24 protein-coding genes and 1 pseudogene are annotated in these 25,070 nt (G+C 59.9%); 9 read left to right on the plus strand and 16 right to left on the minus strand.

Annotated elements, in window-relative coordinates:
- Positions 1-4: 4 nt before the first annotated feature.
- Positions 5-1,258, minus strand: coding sequence for a cytochrome-c peroxidase (locus SLH49_RS15885; protein ID WP_320270143.1), 1,254 nt, complete (start codon positions 1,256-1,258; stop codon positions 5-7).
- A 33-nt stretch (positions 1,259-1,291) separates the two neighbouring features.
- On the opposite strand from SLH49_RS15885, the gene SLH49_RS15890 reads away from it, so the two are divergent.
- Positions 1,292-1,780, plus strand: coding sequence for a tetratricopeptide repeat protein (locus SLH49_RS15890; RefSeq protein WP_320270144.1), 489 nt, complete (start codon positions 1,292-1,294; stop codon positions 1,778-1,780).
- A 247-nt stretch (positions 1,781-2,027) separates the two neighbouring features.
- The gene (locus tag SLH49_RS15895; protein ID WP_320270145.1) at positions 2,028-2,855 is read left to right on the plus strand and encodes a LysR family transcriptional regulator; all 828 of its coding nucleotides are present in this window, start codon (positions 2,028-2,030) and stop codon (positions 2,853-2,855) included.
- 48 nt (positions 2,856-2,903) lie between these two features.
- Here SLH49_RS15895 and dctP read toward each other — a convergent pair whose 3' ends face one another.
- The 6 genes from dctP to SLH49_RS15925 all read right to left on the minus strand — a co-directional run bounded on the left by dctP (position 2,904) and on the right by SLH49_RS15925 (position 8,815).
- On the minus strand, positions 2,904-3,965 hold the full coding sequence (dctP, locus tag SLH49_RS15900; RefSeq protein ID WP_320270146.1) for a TRAP transporter substrate-binding protein DctP: 1,062 nt from the start codon (positions 3,963-3,965) through the stop codon (positions 2,904-2,906).
- Between the two features lie 23 nt (positions 3,966-3,988).
- Positions 3,989-5,560: a TRAP transporter large permease gene (locus SLH49_RS15905; RefSeq protein WP_320270147.1), complete on the minus strand. Its 1,572-nt coding sequence runs from the start codon at positions 5,558-5,560 to the stop codon at positions 3,989-3,991.
- Positions 5,560-6,156, minus strand: a complete 597-nt coding sequence (locus SLH49_RS15910) for a TRAP transporter small permease (protein WP_320270148.1) — start codon at positions 6,154-6,156, stop codon at positions 5,560-5,562. The genes SLH49_RS15905 and SLH49_RS15910 overlap by 1 nt, the downstream gene beginning before the upstream one ends.
- Before the next feature lie 108 nt (positions 6,157-6,264).
- Complete coding sequence (locus SLH49_RS15915) at positions 6,265-6,768, minus strand: flavin reductase family protein (RefSeq protein WP_320270149.1); 504 nt, start codon at positions 6,766-6,768, stop codon at positions 6,265-6,267.
- On the minus strand, positions 6,768-7,658 hold the full coding sequence (locus SLH49_RS15920) for an aldo/keto reductase (RefSeq protein ID WP_320270150.1): 891 nt from the start codon (positions 7,656-7,658) through the stop codon (positions 6,768-6,770). Before SLH49_RS15920 ends, SLH49_RS15915 begins: the two co-directional genes overlap by 1 nt.
- Positions 7,658-8,815, minus strand: coding sequence for an LLM class flavin-dependent oxidoreductase (locus tag SLH49_RS15925; RefSeq protein ID WP_320270151.1), 1,158 nt, complete (start codon positions 8,813-8,815; stop codon positions 7,658-7,660). Before SLH49_RS15925 ends, SLH49_RS15920 begins: the two co-directional genes overlap by 1 nt.
- Positions 8,816-8,916: 101 nt before the next feature.
- Between SLH49_RS15925 and SLH49_RS15930 the strand changes: the two genes are divergently transcribed.
- The 3 genes and pseudogenes from SLH49_RS15930 to SLH49_RS15940 all read left to right on the plus strand — a co-directional run.
- Positions 8,917-9,624, plus strand: coding sequence for a GntR family transcriptional regulator (locus tag SLH49_RS15930; protein WP_320270152.1), 708 nt, complete (start codon positions 8,917-8,919; stop codon positions 9,622-9,624).
- 4 nt (positions 9,625-9,628) lie between these two features.
- The gene (locus SLH49_RS15935) at positions 9,629-10,717 is read left to right on the plus strand and encodes a Gfo/Idh/MocA family oxidoreductase (protein ID WP_320270153.1); all 1,089 of its coding nucleotides are present in this window, start codon (positions 9,629-9,631) and stop codon (positions 10,715-10,717) included.
- Positions 10,718-11,050: 333 nt separating this feature from the next.
- Positions 11,051-11,668: pseudogene (locus tag SLH49_RS15940) on the plus strand (IS5 family transposase); the annotation flags it as partial.
- 71 nt (positions 11,669-11,739) lie between these two features.
- On the opposite strand, the gene SLH49_RS15945 reads toward SLH49_RS15940, so the two are convergent.
- The 7 genes from SLH49_RS15945 to SLH49_RS15975 form a co-directional block, all read right to left on the minus strand.
- Positions 11,740-13,257, minus strand: coding sequence for a tripartite tricarboxylate transporter permease (locus SLH49_RS15945; protein ID WP_320270154.1), 1,518 nt, complete (start codon positions 13,255-13,257; stop codon positions 11,740-11,742).
- A 3-nt stretch (positions 13,258-13,260) separates the two neighbouring features.
- A complete protein-coding gene (locus SLH49_RS15950; protein WP_320270155.1) occupies positions 13,261-13,755 on the minus strand; it encodes a tripartite tricarboxylate transporter TctB family protein in 495 nt (164 codons plus the stop codon).
- 61 nt (positions 13,756-13,816) lie between these two features.
- Positions 13,817-14,803: a tripartite tricarboxylate transporter substrate binding protein gene (locus SLH49_RS15955; RefSeq protein ID WP_320270156.1), complete on the minus strand. Its 987-nt coding sequence runs from the start codon at positions 14,801-14,803 to the stop codon at positions 13,817-13,819.
- A gap of 245 nt (positions 14,804-15,048) precedes the next feature.
- Complete coding sequence (locus tag SLH49_RS15960; protein WP_320270157.1) at positions 15,049-15,606, minus strand: membrane integrity-associated transporter subunit PqiC; 558 nt, start codon at positions 15,604-15,606, stop codon at positions 15,049-15,051.
- Between the two features lie 2 nt (positions 15,607-15,608).
- Complete coding sequence (locus SLH49_RS15965; RefSeq protein WP_320270158.1) at positions 15,609-17,702, minus strand: intermembrane transport protein PqiB; 2,094 nt, start codon at positions 17,700-17,702, stop codon at positions 15,609-15,611.
- On the minus strand, positions 17,699-18,331 hold the full coding sequence (locus SLH49_RS15970; protein WP_320270159.1) for a paraquat-inducible protein A: 633 nt from the start codon (positions 18,329-18,331) through the stop codon (positions 17,699-17,701). Before SLH49_RS15970 ends, SLH49_RS15965 begins: the two co-directional genes overlap by 4 nt.
- Complete coding sequence (locus SLH49_RS15975) at positions 18,301-18,807, minus strand: paraquat-inducible protein A (protein WP_320270160.1); 507 nt, start codon at positions 18,805-18,807, stop codon at positions 18,301-18,303. Before SLH49_RS15975 ends, SLH49_RS15970 begins: the two co-directional genes overlap by 31 nt.
- A 236-nt stretch (positions 18,808-19,043) precedes the next feature.
- On the opposite strand from SLH49_RS15975, the gene SLH49_RS15980 reads away from it, so the two are divergent.
- From SLH49_RS15980 to SLH49_RS15995, 4 genes are all read left to right on the plus strand, one after another.
- Positions 19,044-19,730, plus strand: coding sequence for a fumarylacetoacetate hydrolase family protein (locus SLH49_RS15980; protein WP_320270161.1), 687 nt, complete (start codon positions 19,044-19,046; stop codon positions 19,728-19,730).
- A 71-nt stretch (positions 19,731-19,801) separates the two neighbouring features.
- Positions 19,802-20,833 carry a TRAP transporter substrate-binding protein gene (locus SLH49_RS15985; protein ID WP_320270162.1) on the plus strand — a complete coding sequence of 344 codons (1,032 nt, stop codon included), beginning with the start codon at positions 19,802-19,804 and terminating at the stop codon, positions 20,831-20,833.
- A 34-nt stretch (positions 20,834-20,867) separates the two neighbouring features.
- Positions 20,868-21,404: a TRAP transporter small permease gene (locus tag SLH49_RS15990; protein ID WP_413785304.1), complete on the plus strand. Its 537-nt coding sequence runs from the start codon at positions 20,868-20,870 to the stop codon at positions 21,402-21,404.
- Positions 21,401-22,711 (plus strand): TRAP transporter large permease, encoded by a 1,311-nt coding sequence (locus tag SLH49_RS15995; RefSeq protein WP_320270164.1) that lies wholly within the window; start codon positions 21,401-21,403, stop codon positions 22,709-22,711. Before SLH49_RS15990 ends, SLH49_RS15995 begins: the two co-directional genes overlap by 4 nt.
- Here the strand turns inward: SLH49_RS15995 and SLH49_RS16000 are convergent.
- Together SLH49_RS16000 and SLH49_RS16005 are read right to left on the minus strand one after the other, a co-directional pair.
- Positions 22,708-24,339 (minus strand): alpha-D-glucose phosphate-specific phosphoglucomutase, encoded by a 1,632-nt coding sequence (locus tag SLH49_RS16000; protein ID WP_320270165.1) that lies wholly within the window; start codon positions 24,337-24,339, stop codon positions 22,708-22,710. The two genes, SLH49_RS15995 and SLH49_RS16000, sit on opposite strands and share 4 nt — an antisense overlap.
- 11 nt (positions 24,340-24,350) lie before the next feature.
- Positions 24,351-25,004 (minus strand): P-loop NTPase fold protein, encoded by a 654-nt coding sequence (locus SLH49_RS16005; RefSeq protein WP_320270166.1) that lies wholly within the window; start codon positions 25,002-25,004, stop codon positions 24,351-24,353.
- Positions 25,005-25,070 lie beyond the last annotated feature (66 nt).

Below are 25,070 nucleotides of genomic sequence, written 5' to 3' on the forward strand. Positions count from 1 at the left end.
GACGTCAGTCGACAGGCAATCCACTTGGAACGGTTTTGGGGCGACCAAGAGGGCGTTCTTCGGCAGTCTCGCCGGTCAAAGCGTGCAGGAACGCGACAAGATCGGCAATGTCATCGTCACTCAGAGACATGGGGCGCAGATCATTCACGGCAGCCTGTCGGGCCATTTCCGCACTGTCCTGACGGATCGCAAAGTCAACGGGGGCCAGCCACGGAACGTCAGGAAGGTTCGCGACGTTCTCCAACCAGGCCGCGCGGGCTGCGATAGGGTCCGCATGGTGCCGGATCATTGCCTCAAGCGTCGGATAGGCGCCGTTATGACCGTAGGGGCCGGTCAGGGCGACATTTCTCAATGACGGCGTGCGGAACTTGTAGGCGTCTTCCAGGACGTTCGTTTCGGCCATCCGCCCCACGTCGCGCGCGATCTGATCCCAGCGTCGTGTCCGCCCCGGTCCGAAGGCTGGTAGGCCAAGCGCGTGGAACTGCTGATCCGTGAAAAGCGGGCCCGCATGGCATGATGCGCAGCGGTTGTTGAAGAAAAGTTCGCGCCCACGCTCTGCATCTTCGGGCAAAGGGGTGCCGGTCAGCCAGGCATCATAGGGACTGTCATAGCTTTGCCATTCGCTGGCGATGAAGGCCCCCAGGGCATTACCAATTTCAACAATGGTCACATCGCCAGGCTCTTCGATATGATCGAAGGTCTCAACGAACATGGCGCCATATGCGGGTATCGTGCGTACCCGTTTCGCGATGATGGGCCAGCCGCGATCAATCCGATTGGTGACCGCCCCGATCACATCGTTCTCGCCCAGGTTTCCGGCCATCTCAAACTGCGCAGCCATCGGAAACAGCGCTTGCGCGGCCAACAGATTGTCCAGACCGGCGGGCAGCCATTCCTCCGCCGGGCTGTCGAAACCGTTGTCATAGATATCGGAGCGCGTCAGGCGACCATCGTGGAAGAGGACCCGGATGTCGTTATGCCCAAGGTTCCAAAGTGCAGGCGCGTTGCGCGGCACGCGTTTCTTTATCCGGTCGGGCCCTGTGCCGGGGCTACGTTCTGGCCCGACGCCCACGCCACCTTCGCCAATGCCGAGTGAGAGCCCATCACCCCCGGCATGGTCATGATGATGGCAAGTGCCACACGATATATTTCTGTTGCCTGACAATATCTTATCATAGAACAGAAGCTGCCCGATCCGGACTTGATCAGGGTCGATGGGGATGTAATCATCCGGTCCGATACCCTGCGCGGCAGCCATCTGGCCCGCGAGGATCAACCCAAGGAGAGTGGTATGCTGCCTGCTCAGAAAGCGTTGATATGGCTTGTGGCCGGCTGGATGCTTGCCACTCCGGCGCAGGCGGACATGGAGATGGCGCGCGATCTGATGGAAGCCGGCGAATACGGTGAGGCCCGCGCGCTTTTTGAGGTTTACGCACGCTCTGGCAATGCGGAAGCCGAGGAGTTGATCGGGGTCATGTATGCGCTTGGTCTGGGTGTGGAACGCGATGATGAGCGGGCGTTTGACTGGTATCTTCGGGCGTCGTTGAAGGGCCATGCGGGCGCGCAATCCGGGTTAGGCTGGTACTATGAAGTCGGACGCGGCATTCCCGCCCCCGATATGGTCAGAGCGTATCTGTGGTACGCGCTATCGGCAATAGGCGGGGACCCCGATGCACTGATCAGCCTTGAAGAAATCACGCCCCGCCTGACAGCCGAAGAACGCGCCCGCGCGGAGGTACTGGTGGATGATTACAAGGCGTGGATGTATCCGTTTCGGTAGTGTCATAGCGCCTCGTCAATACGGCCTTGATCCGCTGGAGCCACTGTTGACGCTTACGCTGGCGCAACTCAGCTTTCATTTCTGCAAAGATCAAACGCTCGTTTTGGTATTCCGTTTGCGGTTGGCACTGCTTAGGCAGGGGGCGGATAAGGGGCGTCATTGGGGGGCCTTCTTGCTAGGATGCCTCAGACCTAACCTCGCCAAGGCGGGTTGATCAGACCGCAAAACCGAATGTGGACTTTCGCAAATGCAAACGGATTGGAACGACCTTGCCTATTTCTCGGCCATTGCGCGGCTGGGGAGTTTGGCGCGTGCGGCGCATGACTTGGGGGTCAGTCAGGCGACGTTGAGCCGCCGGATGAAGGCGTTTGAGGCAGCACTCGGGCGGCGGTTGTTTTTGCATGGGGCGGAGGGGTACACGCTCACCGCGGATGGCGCGGCGCTGGCGCAGAAGACAGTGCATATGGAGGAGGCCGCGCGGCAGATCGACCAATGGCGCGATGCGGCGAAGGGGCCGGTCTGCGTGCGGATTTCGGCGGGAACGTGGACGGCGATGGATCTGGCGGAGAATGTACAGGCCTATTGGAGGCCGGATACTGTCTGGTTGCCCGAATTTGTCTATTGCGATCATGATTTGGACATTGCGCGGCGCGAGGTTGATATCGGGCTGCGCAATCGGTGTCCGGAACAGCCCTGGGTCGCGCGGCGGCGTGTGGGGGAGGTGGCGTTTGCGGAATATGGCGCGGACAAGGACGTGCAAGGCTGGATTGGGGCGGCCTGGGGGGCGACGATGACGCCCTCGGCGCTTTGGGTGAAAGCGCGCTATGGCGACCGGATCGTGACCAAGGCCAACAGCCCGCATCTGGCCTGTGCGCTGGCGAAGGCCGGGATTGGGCGGGTGGTGCTGCCGATGTTTATCGGGGAGCGGATGGCGGGGTTGCAGCGGTTGTCGGAGCCGATCGCAGAGCTTCAGAGCGAGCAATGGATCGTGTCGCATCATGAGGCGCGGAATGAGCCGCCGATCCGCGCAGCACTGGATGCGATTGCGACTTATGTGCTGGGGCGGAGCGCATAGAAAAAGGGCCGCCCAACGAGACGGCCCTTTCGCGTTTGCAAATTGAGTTTAGTTCAGGTCGCTGGAATAGGCAGCGTCAAGCTCGCCCTCGACTTCCTCGACCGCTGCAATCAGCGCATCCAGCATTTCACCGCCGCCATCGACATTGTCGCGGAACCAGGCATAGACAGGCTGCGCAGCCTCGGCGAAGGCAGCTTTTTCATCAGGCGTCGGCACATAGATGTCGCCGCCACCGGCCACGAAGGCCTCATAGGCTTCGATGGATTTCCGCTTGGGTGAGGCGAAGGTGGCCTGTTGAAGCTGGCTGAACCCGTCGACCACGACGCGGCGCAGATCCTCTGGCATCGCCATGAAGTTGTCGTTCGACATCCACCAGAGAGCGCCCATGTAGGAATGGCCGTCGAGCGTCAGGTATTGCAGGCCCGCATCGGGGAATTTCATACCCATGATGTCGGTGATGCCGTTGGCGGTGCCTTCGACCACGCCGGTCTGCAGCGAGGTGAAGAGCTCCGGCCACGGGATTGGTGTGGCGGAAGCGCCCATCGCCTCAACCAGTTGCACGGGCAGGTCGGCGACCACGGTGCGCATTTTCAGACCGGCAAGGTCTTCGGGTGTCTGCACCCGGCGTTCGGTGTTCGCAAAGTTGCGCCAGCCGCCTGTATTGCCGACGGTCATGAGCCGGATCGTGTTATCACTGTCTTCCAGCGCCTTGTCTCGCAGGGTGCGGACGAAATCGCCCGACAGCACAGCCTCGGCCACGCGGTCATCGGACATCAAGTAGGGCAGGTCGAGGACTTGGATATAAGGGAAGATGCCCGCGGCACCGCCGGAGGTGGAGATGTAGACATCGATGGAGCCTTCCGAGACGCCTTCCAGGCATTCCGCGCCGGTCGCACAAAGCTGGGTGCCGATGAAGAGTTCAACGCCGATCCGGCCGTTGGAAGCCGCCTCGACATAGTTCTTGAAGACGACCAGACCGTCATAGTCTTCGTCGTTCTCATTCGAGTTCGCTGTGGCCCGGATGGTGAATTCCTGATGGCCATCCGCCCAAGCGGCGAATGGTGTCGCCAGAAGGGCGGCAGTGGCCGCGATTTTGAGATGATTCAGCATTACTCTCTCCCTGTTGCTGATCTTTAGTTGATGCCCGGTGACGGGCTAATGCAAGCGCTGAATCCGACCTCTGGGCCGCAGCCCAGGAACCCGGTCAGATAGGGCACTGTCATGGAAATGGCGGGGATGTAGGTGATCAGGAAGATCACCAGAATTTCGACGGCAAGGAACGGCAGGATTGCCTTGGCGATGGTTTCCACCTTTTCGCGAGAGACGGTACTGGCCACGAATAACACAAGCCCCATGGGCGGCGTTGCCAGCCCCACAGTCAGGTTCACGCTCATGATGATGGCGAAGTGGACGGGATGCACGCCGAGGTCGACGAAGATGGGGCCAAGGATGGGGCCGAGGATGATGATGGCGGGGCCCGCATCGAGGAACATGCCGACGACGAAAAGCAGGATGTTGATGAGGAACAACAGCATCAACGGGTTCTCGGAGAGCGATAGGATGAACTCGCTGAGGATTTGCGGTGCGTAGCTGAGCGAGACCACCGTTTTGAACGCGACGGCCGCGCCGACCAGTAGAAGCACGGCAGCGGTGGCAAGGGCCGAGCGGGAGAGGACCTGATGCAGGTCTTTCAGCGTCATGGAGCGCAGGACAAGGAAGCTGACGATCAGAGCATAGGCGACGGCGACGGCTGAGGCCTCGGTCGGGGTCATGATGCCGATCAGGATGCCACCCAGAATGATGATGGGGGTTTGCAGGGGGGCGACAGCCTTTTTGCAGATGATGCGGAAGTCGTGGCTGACCCGTTTGCGGTAGCCCATCAGCAGGAAATGGGCGGCGAGCAGGCACACAGCGAAGGTGCCAAGGATGACGGTGCCGGATGCGGGGATGGTCTCGCCCGCCGCGTTGACAGTCTCGGCGGTGATGCCGGTGGTGGCGGTCAGGATCGCATAAAGGATGTAGCCGAAGTTGAGCCGCAGAAGCACGAAGCTGACCCAGTACTCGGTCGCGCTCATCATTTGGTTTTTGTGGACGATCCGTTCGGCCTTGGGCAGGTTGTAGCGGTCGGCCATGAGCCGGACCATGATCATGAGGCCCACGCCAACCATGATGCCGGGGACGATGCCTGCGAGGAAAAGCGCGGCGACGCTTTCGCCCATCACATAGGCGTAGATGATCATGATGCCGGATGGCGGGATGATCGGGCCGATGACTGAAGAGGCGGCGGTAATGGCGGCGGCGAATTTGCGGGAATAGCCGTTTTTCTCCATCGCCGGGATGAGGGTGGAGCCGAGGGCGGAGGTGTCGGCGACGGCAGAGCCGGAGAGGCCTGCGAACAGGATGGAGGACAGGATGTTTACGTGGGCGAGGCCGCCGCGCAAGTGCCCCATGAAGGCTTGGGAAAATTCCACAAGGCGCAGCGTGATGCCGCCGCGGTTCATGATCTCACCCGCCAGCATGAAGAAGGGCAGGGCCATCAGCGGGAAGCTGTCCATGCCGTTGTAGAAATTGCGGTAAAGGACCGAGAGTTGGCGCGCTTGGTCGTCGAGTGTCAGTAGCGCAAAGGGGGCCGCGAGCAGGGCAAAGACGACCGGCAGGCCGACCATGATCAGGACAAGAAAGACGGGCAGGAACCAGAGCAGCATTATTCGGCCCCCGCGTAGTCTTCGACGCTGAGCGGGTTCAGTTTTTCGCCCTGACCGGCGAGTTTAATGATCTGGCGGATCATCAGTTCGAGATTGACGAGGATCAAAAGGTTCACACCGACCCAGAGCGAGGTGAACTGATAATTGTTCTGGAACCGGTTGCCGCATGTGCCGATCTCGATCCCGAAGGGCCAGCGCAGGCTTGAGGAACAGCCGCGGCCAGAGATCGTGTCGACATGGTTATTGAGGCCCTTGTCCCAGGCGATGAAAAGGACCCACAGGGTGATGGCCAAAAGGATCAGGGTCAGGATCGCCGCAGCCATGCGGGGCAGGGCGCGTTCGAGCATGTCGATGGAGACAAACCCGCCGATGCGGTAGGCCATGGGCGCCATCAGGCCAGTCATCCAGAGCATGCCGAAGCGCGCGCCTTCTTCGGTCCAGTTCGGGGCGTCGTTCAGCACATAGCGGAAAAAGACCTGACCCAGGATCAGGCAGACCATGATGGCAAGGGCCGCAACCGCGATCGCCTTGCCGATGGCAAGCACCACGGTGTTGAACCGTTCAAGCGGCCAAAGTAGGCCAAACAGGACCGACATCGCGGCTCCTCCCCTGTTTATGTCAGGGCCTTTGGCCCTTTTGTTGTCAGCGGTGTTGGCCGCCGCCCCGGATATGGTCCGGGTCCTCAGGTACTGCGGATTTTTCCGTCAGTCTTGGTGAAAGCCCCCGTATTTGCCAGCGTGAAAGACGAGCGGGTCACCGGGATTGTGATGTGCCTTTATGACCCGGCCCACGATGATGACGTGGTCGCCGGCGTCATGGGTGGCTTCAAGATTGCATTCGAATGTGGCGAGCGCCCCTTCGATGATCGGCATGCCGCAATGCGAGAGGTGCATAGGGATTTGGCTTATCGCGGTTTTGGAGCGCACGATCGCCGCGCATATGTCGCGTTGATCGGCGGCCAGGACGTGGATCGCGAAACGGCGAGAACCAGCGAAATGTTCGAAGCGTTTGGACGCTTTGGCGGGTGACCACAGCACGAGCGGCGGGTCGAGCGACACGCTGGCGAAGCTGTTTGCGACGATGGCAACGGGGCCTTCGGGGCTGTCGGTGGTGACGACCGTGACCCCTGTCACGAAGGTGCCGAGCGCGCCGCGAAAGCTGTCCGCGTCGGTGCTGGGATCGAAAGTGGCGATGGTGCCTGCGTCCATTAGGGAACCTCTTGGCCAAGAGCGGCCGTGTAGAGCGCGAACCAGGTTTGCCTGTCCATTTTGACTTTCAAAGCGTCAGACAAGGTTTTGATTCGGTGAAGATTATTTGTGCCCATCACCGGCATGATATTGGACGGGTGTGCGAGTAGCCACGCCACCGCGACGGCGCCTGTGTCGACACCATTCTCTGCGGCGACTTTGCCCATCGCGTCTTGCATCGGGCCGGTTCCGGTCATCAGGCTACCGCCGCCGAGGGGCGACCACGCCATGATGGGGATGCTCCGCTCTTGCAGATAGGCGACATCGCCGTTGGTGAAGCCCTGATGCGCGCTGAGCGACAGTTCGATCTGGTTGGTGATGAGCTTTGTTTTCATCGCAGACTGAAGCAGTGTCCAGTCATGCAATTTGAAGTTGGAGACCCCGACCGAGCGGACCTTGCCGGAGGCGACGACCTCATCCAGCGCGGCACCTGTTTCCTGATGGTCCATCATTGGGTCAGGGCGGTGGATGAGTAGGGTGTCGATCTTGTCGATGCCCATCAACCGCAGTGAATGATCGACCGAGGCGAGGATATGCGCGCGGCTTGTGTCGTAGTATTTGACCGGTGCGTCGCTGTAGCGGCCCATCGGGGCGACGATATCGCATTTGGTGACGATCTCGATCTGGTCCTTTAGGGCAGGCGCGGTTTTGAGGGCGTTACCCAGCACCTCCTCCGCCTCGTAGCCGCCATAGATATCGGCCTGATCCATCGTTGTGATGCCCTGTTCCAGGCAGGCCTCGATCTTGGCTTGCACATGGGCGGACGAGGTGTCGCTGTCATCGCTCAGCCGCCACATGCCGTAGATGATGCGGCTGAAGGAAAGGTCTTCGGTGATCTGGATGCGGTCCATTAGCGGCGGGTTCCGGTGCCCAAGGGCGTGGCTGGTGTTTCGTTGGGCACCCGGCCGTATTCATGGGGCAGGGAGCAGGTCTTAAGCTGTGGCATCACGCGCTGGCCAAAATGTTTGGCCTCATCGATATGCGGATAGCCCGAGAAGATGAAAGCACGGATGCCCATCTTTTGATAGGCTTCAATTTTGCTAAGTATCTGATCTGTTGAGCCGACAAGGGCCGCACCGCAGCCGGAACGCGCGCGGCCAACACCGGTCCAGAGGCCGGGTTCGGTGTAGCCGTATTTGTCGGCGAGTTCGCGCGCGCGGGCCTGATGGGAAACGCCGAGGCTGATACTGTCATGGGCGCGGTCGCGGATCAGTTTGCCATATTCATCGTCGAGTTTGCTGGCGATGTAATCGGCATATTCCTTGGCCTCTTGTTCGGTATCGCGGACGATCATGTGGACGCGCAGACCGTAATCGAGCGTGCGGTTATGGGCGGCGGCGCGTTCATTCACGTCCTTCATGCGCTGTGCGAGCATGTCGGTCGTTTCGGGCCACATCAGGTAGACGTCACATTGGGCGCCGCAAAGTTCGAGTGCTGCGGGGGAATAGCCGCCGAAATAGAGGAGCGGGCCGCCGTTCTGTTGGTAAGGTTTGGCGGGGTCGGTTGTCAGTTTCGAGATCTGGTAGATGTCGCCGTCATAGCTGACCTCGTCCTGGGTCCAGCATTTGCGCAGGATTTCAACGACTTCGTGGGAGCGTTTGTAGCGATAGGCGCTCTCAGCCACTTCACCTGGGAAATCGCTGCTGATGACGTTGAGGGTCAGGCGCCCTTTCAGCATATGGTCGAGCGTCGCGATGGTGCGGGCGAGCATGATCGGTTGGACTTCGCCGCAGCGGATCGCGGCGAGGAAGTTCATCTTGCTGGTGAGCGGCGCCATGCCAGCCACGAAGCTGAGCGTGTCCTGACCCACCTGATAAGAAGACGGGGCAAGGATGTTGCGGAAACCTTGTTCCTCAGCCGTCAGCGCGATGTCGCGGCAATGCTCCCAGCTTGAGCGCAAATCGCCATCGGGCAAGCCGAGGAACTGGTAATCGTCTGAACACAGTGCGGAAAACCAGCTGACTTCGGTCGCATCAAGGTCTGCGCTGGTGACCGGTACGATGGTCATCGATTCTCCTCCCCGAGATATGTTTGGCCTCTTGCGTAGCATGCAATTTTTGGTGCAACAATAGTGTATCAATTTATCCGGTGGCCAGGGGAGGGGTTGCCATGGCAAAAACCTCGGCCCTGCCGAAATTCATTCAGCTGAGCGAAATGCTGATCCGCGAGATTGCCGCCGGGCATCTTGCCGATGGTGCGCGGCTGCCCCCCGAACGCGATATGGCGGATGATCTGGGCGTGGCCGTGGGGACCTTGCGCAAGGCGCTGGCGGACGTTGAGGCCAAAGGGCTCTTGGACCGGGTGCAGGGGTCGGGCAATTATGTGCGGCACAGGCCTGCGGTCGACTCCGTCTATGCGTTTTTCCGGCTGGAGCTGTTGAAAGGTGGCGGGTTGCCCACGGCAGAGGTTTTGTCGGTGGATCGCTTGCCTAAGCCTGACGGCTTTGCGCGCTTGGGTGGGCACCCGGAAGGGCACCGCATCCGGCGGCTGCGGTCACTCGATGGGGTGCTGGTGGCGCTGGAAGAGATTTGGCTCGATGGCGGGCAACGCGACGTCATCGCGATGGGGGACCTTTCAGAATCGCTTTACCACTTTTATCGGCACGAATTGGGGCTGGTGATTGCGTCGGTCGAAGATCAGATCGGGGTCGATGTGGTTCCCGATTGGGCACCGGCGGCGTTTCATATGAAGCCGGGGCAAACCGCAGGCTATATCGCGCGGGTCAGTCGGACCGCCGCCAAGGAACCGGCGGAATTTTCGCGCACCTGGTTTGATGCCGGGCGTGCGGCTTACATCTCTCGCATGGGAAAAGGTTAACGACGTGCAAACGGTGAATTACGGTCTGATTGGCTGCGGCATGATGGGCCGCGAACATATCCAGAATATCAATCTCCTGCCGCAGGGGCGGGTGTCGGTTGTTTACGATCCGGTCGCGGAACTGGCAGCATCGGCCGCAACTCTGGCACAGGACGCTCATGTGGCTGAGTCCTTGGAGGAATTGCTGGCATTCCCGAATCTGGATGCGGTTGTGATTGTGAGCCCGAACTACCTGCATGTGCCGCAATTGCAGCAGATTGTTGCAACGCGCCCCCTGCCGATCTTGTGTGAAAAACCGCTTTACACCGAACCTGCGGATGCGCCGGTCATCACGGAATTGTTCGCAGACTATTCGCATCCAGTCTGGGTTGCGATGGAGTATCGGTATATGCCGCCCATCGCCGCCCTCGTCAGTCAAGCCGAACAGGCAACCGGCGGCATCAAGATGCTGTCGATCCGCGAGCATCGCTTTCCATTCCTGCCGAAAATCGGCGACTGGAACCGGTTCAATGCGAAGTCCGGGGGAACATTGGTCGAAAAGTGCTGCCATTTCTTCGATCTGATGCGTCTGATCCTCGATGACGAGCCAGTGCGTGTCATGGCCAGCGCTGGACAATCGCTGAACCACATTGATGAGCGGTACGATGGGGAGGTGCCTGATATCTGGGACAACGGCTATGTCATCTTGGATTTTGCGAAGGGCGCACGCGCGATGCTGGAATTGTGCATGTTCGCCGAAGGCTCCAAATGGCAGGAAGAGATCAGCGCCGTGGGTCCCAAAGGCAAGATCGAGGCGCTGGTGCCAGGGCCAGGGCGGTTCTGGCCGAAGCTGCTGGGTGACCCGCCTGTGCCACAACTGATCATCAGCCCGCGCGCGCCAAAGGGGCCATATGTGTCCGAGATACCCGTTGATCCGAAACTGTTGGAGGCCGGGGACCATAACGGATCGACCTTCTATCAGCATCAACGCTTCAATGCCGTTGTGCGCGGCGAGGGGAATGTTGAGGTCACGTTGGCCGATGGGGCAAGGGCTATCGAAATTGGACATGCCGCGCAGGAGAGTGCGCGCCAAGGACAGGCCGTGCTGCTCTAGTGGTCTGCCGTCTCGCCATGACGGGCTATTGGGGCGTAGAAATCTAAGCACGCGCAAAGGTTAAGAACCAAATCAGCATGAAATGCCGCGCTGTGGTCCGTTCTGACCAATTGGTTTTGACGCTCTGGTTCGACATAAATCAGGTGCCCGCCGATCGCGAGATCTGGATGTTGTCGCCTTCTTGATGCTTGCTGTGCTTAATGCTGCAAGTCAGCGGGACCTTCGGCTCTACTTGAAATCCCAGAAATCAGTTCAGGTTTTTCGAGTGACGCTTTGAGCCCAAGACCCATTGATTTCCGCTTGGTAGCCTGCTTCGCAGTTCGAAAACGAGCGGTGAACATGTTTGATCTTTTCTGGCTGACAGACGCGCCGAATGCATGTGGCCCGCACAAACCATCCTACAATCGCTGGAAACGGTGGAACGATAACGGCATCTTTGCACAAATGATGATGTGCCTGGCTGCAGATCAGGGTGAGATAGAGGCCGAAATGACCGGCGCAACATATTTCAAAACGCATAGTACGGCTTTCGGGATGGGATCAAAAAGGCGGCGCGGACACCTAATTGGCCGCGCCAAAGGCGACATGAATACAAAGCTGTATGCCATCTGCGACAGCAAAGGCCACCCCCTGAACCGCCTTGCCACAGCCGGTCAGGTCAGCGACTACATCGGCGCTCGGGCACTGCTCGGCAGCACGACTGGGGTCGATTGGCTACTCGGCGACCGCGGCTATGATGCCGATTGGTTCAGAGAAGCATGCAAAGACAAAGGGATGTAGCCCGGCATCTCGGGCTGGAAACAGAGTAAGAAGACCGTGAAATACGACAAGCTCCGCTGCCAACGGATAGAGATCATGTTCGGCAGGCTCAAGGAGTAGCCGCGCATTCCGACCCGATATGACAGATGCCGGAAGGTCTTCCTCTCAGCAATCGCCCTCGCAGTGATGTAGTTTATTTGCTATGAATCCTGACCCTAGTTTGTCTCGGCAATGAATAGGTCTTCAGTTTTGGTGAATGCCCCCTAATCCCCGTCAGCCACGCCTTCCTGCCGCAGCCGGGCGCGTCTGGCGCGGTAGCTGGGAAGGATGATCAGAAGCGCCGCGATGACCAGAAGACCAAGCGTCAGCGGCCGTTCGTAGATGAAGGATGGTCCGTCAAAGAGGTTCATGGAGCGAGAGAAGTTATTCTCAAGCATTGGGCCCAGGATGAACCCGATCAGGAGAGGCGCGAGCGGATAATCGGCGAAACGCAGGATTGTCGCGCAGACGCCGAGGCCGACGAGGATCAAAAGCTCGGTCGCATTGTTCTGGCCGATATAGGCGCCCATCAGTGTGAAGAACAGAATGAACGGGATCAGGAAGGTGCGCGGGACCGCGAGGATTTTCGCGATATAGGGGATCAGCGGGAGGTTCAGCATCAGAAGGATCACGTTGCCAACATACATGGAGATGATGACGGCCCAGAAGACCTCTGGCTCGTCAATCATCAAGCGCGGGCCGGGCGAGACGTTGAGCGCGATCAGGGCGCCCAAGAGGATCGCTGTTGTGCCAGAGCCGGGGATACCGAGCGTTAGGAGTGGCACGAAAGAGCCGGTGGCCGCGGCGTTGTTGGCGCTTTCAGGGGCGGCGAGGCCTTTGATGCTGCCTTTGCCGAACTCGGCCTGATCTTCCTTGCTCGCGATATTGCGCTCCACCGCATAGCCGAGGAAGGACGCGATGGTGGCCCCGGCACCCGGCAAGACGCCGATGAAAAAGCCCTGGATCGACTGGCGCCCGACAACGGGTGCGATCTGGCGGGCCTCGGCGCGGGTGATGCGCAGGTCTTTGATCTCGGACGAACCGCCATCGGATTTGGAGCGGTTGGGGTCGAGGATCAGATAGATCGCCTCGGGCAGGGCGAACATCGCCATGGCGAGCGTGATGAAGCCCAGACCCGATTGCAGGTCCATGATGCCGAAGGTGAAGCGTGGTTGGTTGAAGAGCACGCCTTCGCCGATTGTGGCGAGCATCAGGCCGAGGACAGTCATCAGGAGCGCCTTGGCGACTTGCCCGGTGCCTGCAAAGGCGGCGATGGCCGAAAGGCCCACGACCATCAGGGCGAAGTATTCCGGTGATCCGAAAAGGAGCGCGACGGTGGAGAGGGCGGGGGCGAAGATCAGGAGCAGGATTGCACCGAGCGTGCCGCCGACAAAGGACGAGATCGCGGCGACTGTCAGCGCTTTGCCGGCCTTGCCTTGGCGCGCCAAGGGGTAGCCGTCGAAACTGGTCGCCACGGTGGAGGCAACGCCAGGCGCGTTGATCAGGATCGAGGAGGTGGAGCCGCCGAAGATCGCGCCGTAATAGACGCCTGCGAGTAGGATGAGTGCGGCGGACGGGTCACCGATGGAAATGGCGACGGGAATCATGATCGCGATGATCGACATCGGCCCAAGGCCCGGCAGCATGCCGATGAAGGTCCCGATCAGACAACCTCCGATGACCATCAGAATATTGGTAAGCGAGAAGGCCGTTGTGAGGCCGATCATCAATCCTTCAAGCATACCTCAGACCCCCATGAATGCGGGCCAGGGGCGCAGGAAGATACCCAGCACCTCTTGCACCAGATACCAGATGCTGCCGGCTGCGATGACGGCGACCGGGATCAGGATGTGCAGGCGCCGTTCGCCTAGCACCAGCGAGCCGATGGTCAGAAAGCCCACGGTTGCTGTGAGAAATCCGATAGGACGCAGCAGCAGCGCATAGGCGATCATTAGGCCAATCAGGGTGAGGGCGGGAACAACCTGATATTCCAGCAGTCGCCGATAGACGATGACCGAGGGGTCTTCCTCTCGTGGCTTCTCGTTTTTCTCAAAGCCCAGAAGAATGATCAGAGCCGCAACGATGGCCATGACCGACAGGACTTTGGGGAAGGTCGACGGCCATATGGGATTGTTTCGCATGAAAGGTGCGAGCGCGCCGTCCATCGTGAAAAATGCGGTATAGCCGTAGCCGAGGCTCATCACCAGAATGATGAGCGCGATCCAACGATCAAGCGCCATTGGCTCCTCCCCTTATGTCTTGTTGGTGTCCGGCGGCGGACCGCCGGACACAAGATGGCTTCTACAGGAAGCCCAGTTCGCGCATCAGATCGCCGATCACCTGTTCCTGATTTTCCAGGAAGGTCAGGAACTCATCGCCGCTGTTGTGGATGTTGACCCAGCCATTGCGGGCGCGCACCTCTTCCCATTCGGGCGTGTCATACATCTGGCCGATGGCGTCCTGATACATCGCCAGCTTGTCATCGGGCAGACCGGGGGCCGCAAAGAACCCGCGCCAGTTCACGAATTCCGCGTCGATCCCCTGTTCTTTCATGGTCGGAGCGTCGGCGAATGTCTCAACACGCTCTGGCGCTGTGACGCCGATGATTTTGACCTCGCCTGCATTGGCCAGATCAACCGCTTCGGAGAAGCCGGTGCTGAGTGCTGTGATCTCACCTGACAGGAGCGCGGCCATCGCTTCACCACCTGCATCGTAAGGAATGTACTTTACAGCTGTCGGGTCTTCGCCCGCTGCCTGCATCACGATGGCTGCAACGATATGGTCCATCCCGCCTGGAACAGAGCCGCCGCCGACAGCCGTGCCGCGCGGGTCAGCGCGATATGCGGCAAGGAAGTCTTCCATCGTGTTAATGGGGCTGTCCTTACCGACAACCATCGTCGCGTAGTCACCGATGGTGCCTGCCACGAGCGTCAGGTCGCGGAAGTTCTGCGGGAACACGCCGGTGAGCGAGCGGATCACGATGGGGGTGGAGTTCACCATCAGCGTGCCGTGGTTGCTTTCGGCGTTTTCGATCAGATAGCCGATGGCCTTGCCGCCACCGCCGCCTGACATGTTCTCGTAGGTGGCCTGTCCGACGAGGCCCGCATTCGTCAGCGCCTCGCCCGTGCCGCGCGCGGTGCCGTCCCAGCCACCACCGGCGCCGCCGGGGATCAGAAAGTGGATGCTGTCGACAACCTGATGGCCATCGGCCATGGCTGGTGCGCCAAGTGAGACGCTTGCCGCAGCCGCCGCGATCACGGCCCTGCGGGTCATATTGAATAGTTTCATTGTTTTCCTCCCAAGTCGTATGGCGATGAACGCCTTGGAGGATTTTTCACGATCACTGGGCGCGACGCAACCGTCATTTTGACACCTTTCGCTGTTGGTGGTCAAAACCTCGGCGCATCGCACGCTTTTTAATTCGGAAAGCCTCCGGCGGTGGTTGAGCGGCGTCTTGGAAACGATCCGGGGGGGGTCGTTTTAGCCGGTGACGGGCGAGGCCCTTGGCCAAGATAGTTTGGGAGCCTGTCGCTTTAGCGGCCCAAGCTGCGGGCGATCTGTTCTGAAAGGGTCAGTAAGGCGGCGGATTGTGCGGCAGCAATACTTTGTAGGCTTTGATCGGGCATCGGTTGCGTGATCTCAAAAGCGCGGGTGCTGTTGGGAAAGTCGATCCCGTCGCCCCCGATGTAGTATTGCCCTGTGAGGCGGAAGACTCCATCTGCGCCCGCAAGCATCCGTGCCACCCGGATATCAATCGCAATGTCGGGCAGGCCGACAAAGGGCCAAGGGTCCGGGCCAACCCGCGTATCAAGGATATCGGCGAGTGATTGCGCGATGTTCAATGTCACCGCACGGTCCGGCATATCCGCCCAGAGCACGTTTTCATCAATTGCAATCAGTCCTGATGGCGTTTCAAAGGCCACTTCCTCAAGCTCGGCATAGGTTGGCAGGATCACCGTGCGGACCATGGCGCTACTGACCAATGGGCTGAGCGACAGTTCCGATTGCAGGCGGGGCATGGCCAGACGGTCAATCGGCGGAGTACATGCGACTAGCGCCATTGCAGCCAATACCACGAATTTGCGCAACATCTTTACCGTCCTACGATCAGAGAATTGGGATTGCGCTCAATCGCGCGCGCGAGCGAGGAGACCGCGTCCGCCGCGATCTGAATGTCCCGCAAGGTGGCGCGTGTCTCGGCACCAAAGCGTGAGCGTTCACCATAGCTTTCGATCACCTCTTCTGTCCGCGCGACAAGGGCGTTGGTGCGCGCGGCGAGGCCTGGCAGGCCGCCAACAGCTTCTTCAATGGCTTGCGCTGCGTCATTGGCCGCCTGAAGGGCCGCGTTCACATTGTCAATCGCGCCGCCTTCGCGCGCATCGGCGAGAAAGCCGCGCATCTCATCCAGTGCGGTGTTGAGCGTGCCAGGCAGCGCGCTGGTATCCTCGGCGCTGACGAAGGCCTCAATCGAGTCCAGCGTTTCGGTTGAAGAGGCTACAAGTGCCTCAAGCTCCAGCGCGTTTGCCGTTGCCATCAGCGTGTCGATCTGGTCTGCAATCTGAGGCAGGCTCTGTGTCGCCTCTTCGATATTCGCGGCTGCCTGAGCTGCGTTTTCGAGGGCTGTGTCCAGATCACCGATCAGATCAACCTCATCCGCGCGGGCGATGATCGCGTCGAGATCAGTGATGACATTGCGCAGGTCACCCGGCATGGCCTGCAGATCGTCGTCATTGATCAGGGCGCGGCTGTCCTCAAGTAGCGCAACCAGTGAGGCGGGCGCGGCCACCGTAGCGTCGTCATTGGCGAGCCGTTCGATACTGTCCATCAGGTCAATGGCGCCATCCATCAGTTCTTCGACGGGGAGGGCGTTGATGCGGGCCAAGACCCCCTCTGCGGTGGCCGCCACATCCGAGATTTCGGACTCGGTTGTGGGGATGATCGGATATTGCCCGCCCGTGCCCGTCATGATGGCGGGCAGGGCATCATCGATCTGGACAAGCTCCACTAAAAGCGCGCCTGACAAGATGTTTCCGGTGACCATCCGGGCCCGCAGCCCTCGTGCCACGAAGTCCGACAAGAGAACCATGGCATCATCTGCCGTGGCTTCGGCTCCCATGCCTAGCCGGGATGGCTCAATGTCCAGCACGGCTTGCAGCCGCACTTCGGCATCCGCGCTTTCACCCACGACGATGGCATTCAGATCGTTGACCTCGCCAATGCGGATGCCCTGGAAGCGTACCTCTGATCCGGGTGTCAGACCGCTCACCGATTCCTCGAACAGAACCGCCACTTGCAGCACATCAGCGTTGGGGTCTGTAAACAGGCTGTCTCGCGCGCTTTCTTCGGTGCTGAAGATGTCAAACAGATGGCCATCACGGATGGGATTGCCGCCCGAGACGATGGTGTCAAACGCAATGCCGCCTTCGATCAGAGAAGCGAGCGAGTTGACGTCCAGCGACACCCCGCCCGCACCAAAAGACACGCTAAAGCCGGAGGTATCCCAAAACCGCGTGCTGGTGGTGATCCGGCGGTCATAGGGGCTCTCGATAAAGGCCGTGACCACAACTTGCGTGCCGTCAAAGGACAATTCGGGTTCTTCGAGATATCCGACTTGCAGCCCCTTATGCAGAACCGGTGCCCCGGCCGCCAGTGATCCGCCATCACTTGTGCGCAGGACAATGCGCGTACCGCGCTGGCCTGCGCGGGTCAGGACAGGCTGTTCCAGACCGCGAAATTCGAATTGCTGAACATCGGCTTGCGTGTCCCAGTTACCTTCGATGTAGACGCCTGACAGAACCGTATCGAGGCCGGTGATCCCACGCACGGACACATCCGGGCGCACCACCCAGAATTGCGCATCGTCATCCATGAAAGGCGCGACGGTCTGGTCGACCCGCGCATGCACAAGGACCACAGCGAGACCTTCGTCAAACTCGACCGTTTCCACCTCGCCAATGGTCACATCGCGGTAGCGGATCTGTGTCTCGCCCGACGTGATGCCTGCCGCGTTCTCGAACGCAATGGTGATCAACGTGCCGCGATCCTGGTAATTCTGCCAGGCGGCGAAAAGAGAGACACCAAGCGCGATCAGCGGCACAAACCAGACCAGCGACAAACGCTGCCAGACCCGCCTTTTGATCGGGCGAATATCCAAAGGCGCGGCCCCGATGGGGTCTTGGTCGCTCATGCTGTGTCCTGTCCCTTGTCCCAGATCAGGCGGGAGTCAAAAGCCTGCGCTGCCAGCATGGTGAAAATCACCGATAAAGCAAAGCTGACGGCCGCAATCCCCGGATTGACCGTGGCAATTGTGTCGAGTTGCACAAGGGCTGACAGAATTGCAACGACAAAGACGTCAATCATGGACCAGCGCCCGATAAATTCGACGACTTCATAGGCACGATGACGCTCATGCTGATTGTCCAGTGAATGCCGCTGCACGCTGATCGCCAGATACATGATCACCAGAAACTTGCCGATGGGGATCACGACCGATGCGACGAACACGATAAAGGCGACGCCGTACGAGCCATATTCGATCAACTCCACGACCCCACCGATGATCGTGCTTTCGCTGCGTTCAATCAGCGTTGAGGTCAAAAGCATCGGATAGATGTTTGCAGGGATATAGGCGATCATGCCCGCGATCAGCCAGGCCCAGACCTTTTGCAGGCTGAGTTCGTCGCGGCTGCGCAAGGGGGCGCCACACCGCTTGCAAAAAGCAGTCTCTTGCCGGTGCACCTGTCCGCAGCGCTGACAGGCCACGAGGCCCGCCTCACGGGCCGAGATTATGCCGCTGACCGGTCCAGTGTTTCCCAAATCGAATACCTGCAAATCAGTTGATCTTTGAGAACGGTAATGATGACGACCCCCGCAAAAGCCCAAAAGGCGGGGCCGATGGTGACTGCTGCAAGCCCTGCAACCTTGATCAGCGCCACTGTCACACCGACGATAAAGATCTCGGCCATGCTCCAGGGCCGCAACCGTTCGGCCAGACCAAAGGCCACGCGCGCACCCGCGCGTGGTTTCTGTTCGCGCACCAAAGGCCCGAGCGCGTAAATCAGCGCGCCCAGCCGGATCAGCGGGATCACTACGATGAAAAACGCAACGGCGATGGCCAATGGAAATGCCAGCCCGTCATTAAAGGCCAAGACCGCGTCGATGACCGACGTCGCGTTTTGCAGCCCCCCTGCGTCCAGCGTCAGAAACGGAAAACTGATCGCGGCGATCATCATGATGAATGCGGTGAGCGCGAGACTGATCACACGTGCGATGGCGGCAGGTTGCGAGGTCATCAACACGATCCCGCAACGCTGGCAATGGGCCCGGGCATTGGGGGGCAACGTGCTGGCCCGATGCAACGTATCGCATTGCGGGCACGCAACCAGATCATCCAATGGTGGCAGTGCCACAGACACGCAATATCCTTTCAGCTTGTCCCGGATAGCCCCAAGTCTAGCGCGACCGCGCCGGGTTTGACATAGATATGCTATGACCCCGCCTGGTACAATTCAATAAAGAGAGAGCATGCATGCCCAATCCTGTCTTTCTACCTCGTCCAGTCCCACTTGTTCCGTTGACATCGGGTGGCACATTCCCGGTTGCCCGGATTTTCTGCGTTGGACGCAACTATGCCGCCCATGCCGCCGAAATGGGTCATGCGGTGGATCGCGAGGCGCCGTTCTACTTCACCAAATCCGCGCATGCCGTGCTTTTGTCAGGTGAGGACATGCCCTATCCGCCTCGCACGGCAGATTTGCATCACGAGATGGAGCTTGTCGTGGCCATTGGCGATAAGGCCCGTGAGATCAGTGAAAGCGACGCAATGGGCGTGGTTTTTGGCTATGGCTGCGGTCTCGACATGACCCGCCGCGATTTACAGGCCGCTGCCAAGGAAAAGCGGCGGCCCTGGGATACGGGCAAGGACTTTGAGAATGCGGCGATCCTCGGCGCGTTGACACCTGCGTCGGCGGTTGAAGACATCACGCAGGCGACCATTGAACTGCAGGTTAATGGTGAGGTGCGGCAGAGGGCTTCAATTGCCGATATGGTCTGGTCGATCCCTGAAATCATCGCGGATCTGTCGACGCTTTACACGTTGATGCCCGGCGATCTGATCATGACCGGCACACCGGCGGGGGTTGGCCCGGTTGTGGCTGGCGATACGCTGAGCGGTACGATTGACGGATTGTCTCCCGTGGTCACGCGCATCGCTTAGGCAAAAGTGACTTGCATGAGGTGTTGCGCTTCGCCAAACAACGTCAAAGTCATGTTTGTTGGAGGAACCCCATGACATTGTCTCGCCGCACTCTGTTTGGTATGGTCGCTGCCGCTTGCCTGTCGACAGGCGCCGCGGCGCAAGAGGTCACGTTGCGCCTGCATCAATTCCTGCCCGCACAGGCGAATGTGCCCGCGCATATTCTTGATGTCTGGGCGGATAAGGTTGAGGCCGACAGCGATGGCCGGATCAAGGTGGATCGCTTTCCATCTATGCAACTCGGTGGCACACCCCCGCAATTGATCGATCAGGCGATTGATGGCGTGGCAGACGTGATCTGGACCGTTGCGGGCTACACGCCGGGCCGTTTCCCGCAATTGGAGGTGTTTGAGCTGCCCTTCATTTCGACCAGTGCCGAGGCCACGTCGCGCGCCTATTGGGAACTGGCCGAAGAACGGATGATGGATACGGATTTCGCGGCGTTCAAACCCTTGGGGCTTTGGGTGCATGGCCCCGGTCTGATCCATTCCAACCGGCCTATCGCAGATGTGGCGGACCTCAACGGGCTGAAGCTGCGTGCACCCACCCGCACAACGACGACGCTTTTCACCGGGTTGGGTGCCACATCCGTGGGCATGCCGGTCCCGGCTGTGCCAGAGGCGTTGTCCAAGGGTGTCATCGATGGCGCGGTGATCCCGTGGGAGGTTGTGCCAGCGCTCAAAGTCCATGAACTGGTCAGCAATCACACCGAGTTTGGTGACGCGCACCTTTACACGACCGCCTTCATCTTTGCGATGAACAAAGGTGTTTATGAGGGCCTGCCCGACGATCTGAAAGCCGTGATTGACGCCAATTCCGGGCTGGAATTTTCGGCCTTTGCCGGGCGCACGATGGAGGAATATGACGCGCCCGGTCGTGCCATGGCGGAAGAGGCGGGCAACACAATCGTGACGTTGACCGATGAACAGGTGGCGGCCTGGCGCGCGGCCAGCCAGCCCACAATCGACAATTGGATTGCCGAGGCGGATGCGGCGGGCATCGACGGCACCGGCCTTCATGACGCCGCCACTGCGCTGATCGCCAAGCACAGCGTGGGCAACTGACCCACGCGGCGTGATCGGGCAGGAGGCGGGATTGCTGCACAGAATCATCTCCCTACTTGCCCGCGTGATGGCGATGTTGGGTGGGCTGGTGCTCTGCGCTATTGTGGTGATGGTCTGTCTGAGCATCATCGGGCGCGAGGTGAACGGGATGGCCCATGGCGGGTATCTGGGCGGCTTTGGCGATTGGCTGATCGCGCGGGGCGTTGGCCCGATCACCGGCGATTTTGAGTTGATTGAAGCGGGGATTGCCTTTGCGATCTTCGCGTTTCTGCCGCTGACGCAGCTGACGGGCGCCCATGCGACGGTTGATATCTTCACCAGCGGTCTTGGCCCTAAGGCCAACAACCTCATCGCCGCGTTCTGGAGTGTGGTGATGGCGGTGGTCATCCTGCTGATCACCTGGCGGCTTTTCGCGGGGATGCAGGACAAGCTGCGCTATGGCGAGACGACGTTCCTGATCCAGTTCCCGGTCTGGTGGGCCTATGCGGCGAGCTTTGTCGCTGCTTTGGTGGCGAGCCTCGTCAGCCTTTATTGCGCGGCCATGCGCTTGACAGGTGCGCGGACCATATGAGCGACCTCGCCCTCGGTTATCTGTCTTTTCCGGTTCTGCTGCTCCTGATCTTTTTGCGGGCACCCATTGGCCTTGCGATGCTGCTTTGTGGCATTGGCGGGCTGTGGGTGGCGACGGATGGGACGACCGTCTTCATGGCGCGGCTGAAGTCCGAGGTTTACACGACGTTTTCCAACTACAACCTGTCGATCATCCCGATGTTCCTGCTGATGGGGCAGTTCGCGACGCTGTCGGGGATGTCGCAGTCACTTTTCACGGCGGCGCAATCCTGGCTGGGGCACCGCAAAGGCGGTATGGCGATGGCGGCGGTCGGGGCTTGCGCCGGGTTTGGGGCGATCTGCGGGTCGTCGCTGGCGACCGCCGCAACAATGAGTCGTGTCGCATTGCCGGAATTGCGTCGTTACGGATATTCCGGTGGGTTTTCGACGGCGACGCTTGCGGCGGGGGGCACCTTAGGCATCCTGATCCCACCATCGGTGATCCTGGTGATCTATGCGATCCTGACCGAGCAGAACATCGCAAAGCTCTTTGTCGCCGCCTTCATCCCCGGCCTGCTGGCGGCTTTGGGGTACATGCTAACCATCGCAGTTTACGTGCGCATCTACCCCGGTCAGGCGGGTACGCAGGAACGGCTGCCTTACTCCGCGCGGTTCCGATCGCTCTTTGCCGTTTGGCCGGTGCTAGTGGTCTTCGCTTTGGTCGTGGGCGGCATTTACAATGGCTGGTTCACCCCAACCGAAGGTGCGGCAGTGGGGGCGATGGGCACCGGGCTGATTGCGCTTTTTTCCGGGTCTTTGAACTGGGCCGTCTTTCGCGACAGCATCTTGGAGACCGCCACGGGCACCGGCATGATCTTTTTCATCGTGCTGGGGGCGGGGTTCTATAACGGCTTTCTGGCGCTCACGCAGGTTCCGCAAGAGCTGTCATCCTGGGTCACCGATCAGGGATTCAGTCCGTGGCTCGTGATGGTCATGATCCTTGCCTTCTACCTGATCCTCGGCTGCCTGATGGACAGCCTGTCGATGATCCTGTTGACGATCCCCATCTTCTGGCCGGTTGTCTCGACACTGGATTTCGGGATGACGACCGAGGAGGTGGCGATCTGGTTCGGGATCCTTGTCCTTATCGTCGTGGAGGTCGGGTTGATCACGCCGCCTGTGGGCATGAACCTGTTTATTATCAACAGCATGGACAAGGATACGCCGATGAGCGCGACCTACAAGGCGGTGCTGTTTTTTGTCGGCTCGGATATCCTGCGGGTGGTGATCCTGCTGATGTTCCCGATCATAACGCTGGTGTTTATTTAGGTACGTACATCGGGGCCATCGCGACCAGTGCGGGATTTGATCTGGGCGATCTCATCAGCGGCGGCGATGACGGGCGCGAGTGCGTCCTCCACCGGCAAGGCCAAGTTTGTGGGATCAGTTTCCAACCGTTCCAGATAAACGCGCAAGGTCGCGCCCTTTGTTCCGGTGCCGGAGAGCCGCAGCACGACACGGGCGCCTCCGTCGAACATGATGCGGATGCCCTGGCCTGTTGCCGTGCTCTGATCGACCGGGTCCGTATAGGCGAACTGATCAGCGGATTGGACATTCAGACCGGCAAAGCTTTGGTCCGGCAGGTCGCCCAGCCGCGCCTCCAAGTCGGCGATCAAGGTCTTCGCCGCATCACTGTCCACACCTTCATAGTCGTGACGCGAGTAGTAGTTGCGGCCATAGGTCTGCCAATGGTCCGTCATCAGTTCAGTCACCGGTTTCTTGCTGACCGCCAGAATGTTGAGCCACATCAGCACGGCCCAGAGGCCGTCTTTCTCGCGGACATGGTCGGAACCGGTGCCTGCACTTTCCTCACCACAGAGGTTTACGCGGCCCGCATCCAAGAGCGAGCCGAAGAATTTCCAGCCCGTCGGCGTTTCATAGCATTGCAGACCCTTCGCGGCGGCGACCCGGTCAACGGCTCCTGACGTCGGCATTGAGCGGGCGACGCCTGACATACCACCGCTATAACCCGGTGCGACATGCGCCTGTGCTGCAATCAGAGCGAGGCTGTCGGACGGCGTCACGTATGCACCGCGCCCCACGATCATGTTGCGGTCGCCATCGCCGTCGCTTGCGGCACCGAAATCGGGGGCGTCGGGCGAGGTCATGATGTCCATCAATTCATGCGCCCAGATCGGGTTGGGGTCCGGATGACCTTCGCCAAAATCGGGCAGAGGCGTGCCGTTCAGAACGGTGCCTTTGGGGGCGCCCAGCCGTTCTTCCAGCAAGCGATGTGCGTAGGGGCCTGTGACTGCATGCATCGCGTCAAAGACCATGCGGAAGCCGCCCTGAAAGAGCGCGCTGATCGCGTCGAAATCGAACAGCGTTTCCATCAGCGCAGCATAATCATCGACCGAATCCACGATGCGGACGCGCATCTCGCCCAATGTCGTTTCGCCGATCTGGCTCAGGTCAACATCCTGCGCCTCAAGCACCTGATAGGTGCTGATCGTCTGCGTCTCGGCATAGATCGCGTCTGACACAGCCTCGGTCGCCGGGCCGCCATTGCCCATATTATACTTTAGCCCGAAATCCGCATCGATCCCGCCGGGATTGTGGCTGGCTGACAGGATGAACCCGCCATCGGTTTCATTCAGCCGGATCAGATGTGACGCAGCCGGTGTCGAGAGGATCCCGTTTTGCCCGACAATGACCTCTGCCGCGCCACCGGCTGCCGCCATCCGCAGGATCACCTGAATGGCGCGGTCGTTGAAATAGCGGCCATCGCCACCCAGCACAAAGCGCTTGCCTGCCGCCCCGCCAATCGCGTTCAGGATCGCCTGCACATAGTTTTTCAGAAAATGCGGCGCCATGAAGTCGCGCGTCTGGCGGCGCAAACCCGAGGTCCCCGCCTTTTGACCTGTGATTGGTTGGGTGGGAACATGGGTAATATCCATGGCAGCAGACCTTATATCTGGGCGTTCTGGGCAGGGGCGGGTTGCCCGTCAAATGTAAAATCACAAGGCAGCGCGCGATCAATCACACGTTGCGCGTTCGGAATGTCATTGCCTTCGGCCCGGCGCGTGGCGACCGCGCGGGAGTAATTGAGGCTGAGCCAGCGATGGATGAGCCGCGCGCGCAACTCCGGCATCGGCACGTCGAGCCGCGCTGTCACGTCCCAAAGCCCGGCGAGTTCGGACCATGGGGCCTCATCAAACATCAGGTAATTGCCTTCCACGATGACAACCTTTGCATCCACCGGCACGGCAACGGCACCCGCAATCGCAATGTCACGTGTGCGATCAAAGATGGGGGCAAAGACCTCCTCCCCTGTTTTGAGGGCCTTGACGAGCCGGATAAAACCGGGCGCGTCGAACGTCTCAGGCGCGCCCTTGCGCTGGGTCAATCCGCGGGCCTCAAGGATCGCGTTGTCGAGGTGAAAGCCGTCCATCGGAACGACCGTGGCCTTGGTCCGTTGCGTGTTCAGCCGCCGCGCCAGTTCCGTAGCAAGCGTGGATTTGCCACAGCCCGGCGCGCCGGTAATGGCAACCAATTGCCGCGTGTCTGCCTTGTCCTGCAGATGCTCTGCCAGCGTGTTGATATGAAGCGTTAAACTGCTCAACTTATGACCTGCCAGTCGAAAGGGTTTTTCCCCGTTTTGTCGAAACCTTAACCTGTGTTTCGGGGT

Source organism: Cognatiyoonia sp. IB215446, from assembly GCF_033963825.1.
Taxonomy (GTDB): domain Bacteria; phylum Pseudomonadota; class Alphaproteobacteria; order Rhodobacterales; family Rhodobacteraceae; genus Yoonia.

Bases quoted from the DNA above. Each gene is read 5' to 3' on its own strand.
- SLH49_RS15915 (WP_320270149.1), bottom strand. From the start codon at position 6,768: ATGGACGCAGGCACCATCGCCACTTTCGATCCCAGCACCGACGCGGAC.
- SLH49_RS15995 (WP_320270164.1), top strand. From the start codon at position 21,401: ATGAGCGACCTCGCCCTCGGTTATCTGTCTTTTCCGGTTCTGCTGCTC.
- SLH49_RS15895 (WP_320270145.1), top strand. From the start codon at position 2,028: ATGCAAACGGATTGGAACGACCTTGCCTATTTCTCGGCCATTGCGCGG.
- SLH49_RS15955 (WP_320270156.1), bottom strand. From the start codon at position 14,803: ATGAAACTATTCAATATGACCCGCAGGGCCGTGATCGCGGCGGCTGCG.
- SLH49_RS15975 (WP_320270160.1), bottom strand. From the start codon at position 18,807: ATGACCTCGCAACCTGCCGCCATCGCACGTGTGATCAGTCTCGCGCTC.
- SLH49_RS15945 (WP_320270154.1), bottom strand. From the start codon at position 13,257: ATGCTTGAAGGATTGATGATCGGCCTCACAACGGCCTTCTCGCTTACC.
- SLH49_RS16000 (WP_320270165.1), bottom strand. From the start codon at position 24,339: ATGGATATTACCCATGTTCCCACCCAACCAATCACAGGTCAAAAGGCG.
- SLH49_RS15965 (WP_320270158.1), bottom strand. From the start codon at position 17,702: ATGAGCGACCAAGACCCCATCGGGGCCGCGCCTTTGGATATTCGCCCG.
- dctP (WP_320270146.1), bottom strand. From the start codon at position 3,965: ATGCTGAATCATCTCAAAATCGCGGCCACTGCCGCCCTTCTGGCGACA.
- SLH49_RS15910 (WP_320270148.1), bottom strand. From the start codon at position 6,156: ATGTCGGTCCTGTTTGGCCTACTTTGGCCGCTTGAACGGTTCAACACC.
- SLH49_RS15985 (WP_320270162.1), top strand. From the start codon at position 19,802: ATGACATTGTCTCGCCGCACTCTGTTTGGTATGGTCGCTGCCGCTTGC.
- SLH49_RS15960 (WP_320270157.1), bottom strand. From the start codon at position 15,606: ATGTTGCGCAAATTCGTGGTATTGGCTGCAATGGCGCTAGTCGCATGT.
- SLH49_RS15980 (WP_320270161.1), top strand. From the start codon at position 19,044: ATGCCCAATCCTGTCTTTCTACCTCGTCCAGTCCCACTTGTTCCGTTG.
- SLH49_RS15890 (WP_320270144.1), top strand. From the start codon at position 1,292: ATGCTGCCTGCTCAGAAAGCGTTGATATGGCTTGTGGCCGGCTGGATG.
- SLH49_RS15950 (WP_320270155.1), bottom strand. From the start codon at position 13,755: ATGGCGCTTGATCGTTGGATCGCGCTCATCATTCTGGTGATGAGCCTC.
- SLH49_RS15930 (WP_320270152.1), top strand. From the start codon at position 8,917: ATGGCAAAAACCTCGGCCCTGCCGAAATTCATTCAGCTGAGCGAAATG.
- SLH49_RS15885 (WP_320270143.1), bottom strand. From the start codon at position 1,258: ATGGCTGCCGCGCAGGGTATCGGACCGGATGATTACATCCCCATCGAC.
- SLH49_RS15925 (WP_320270151.1), bottom strand. From the start codon at position 8,815: ATGACCATCGTACCGGTCACCAGCGCAGACCTTGATGCGACCGAAGTC.
- SLH49_RS15905 (WP_320270147.1), bottom strand. From the start codon at position 5,560: ATGCTGCTCTGGTTCCTGCCCGTCTTTCTTGTCCTGATCATGGTCGGC.
- SLH49_RS15920 (WP_320270150.1), bottom strand. From the start codon at position 7,658: ATGGACCGCATCCAGATCACCGAAGACCTTTCCTTCAGCCGCATCATC.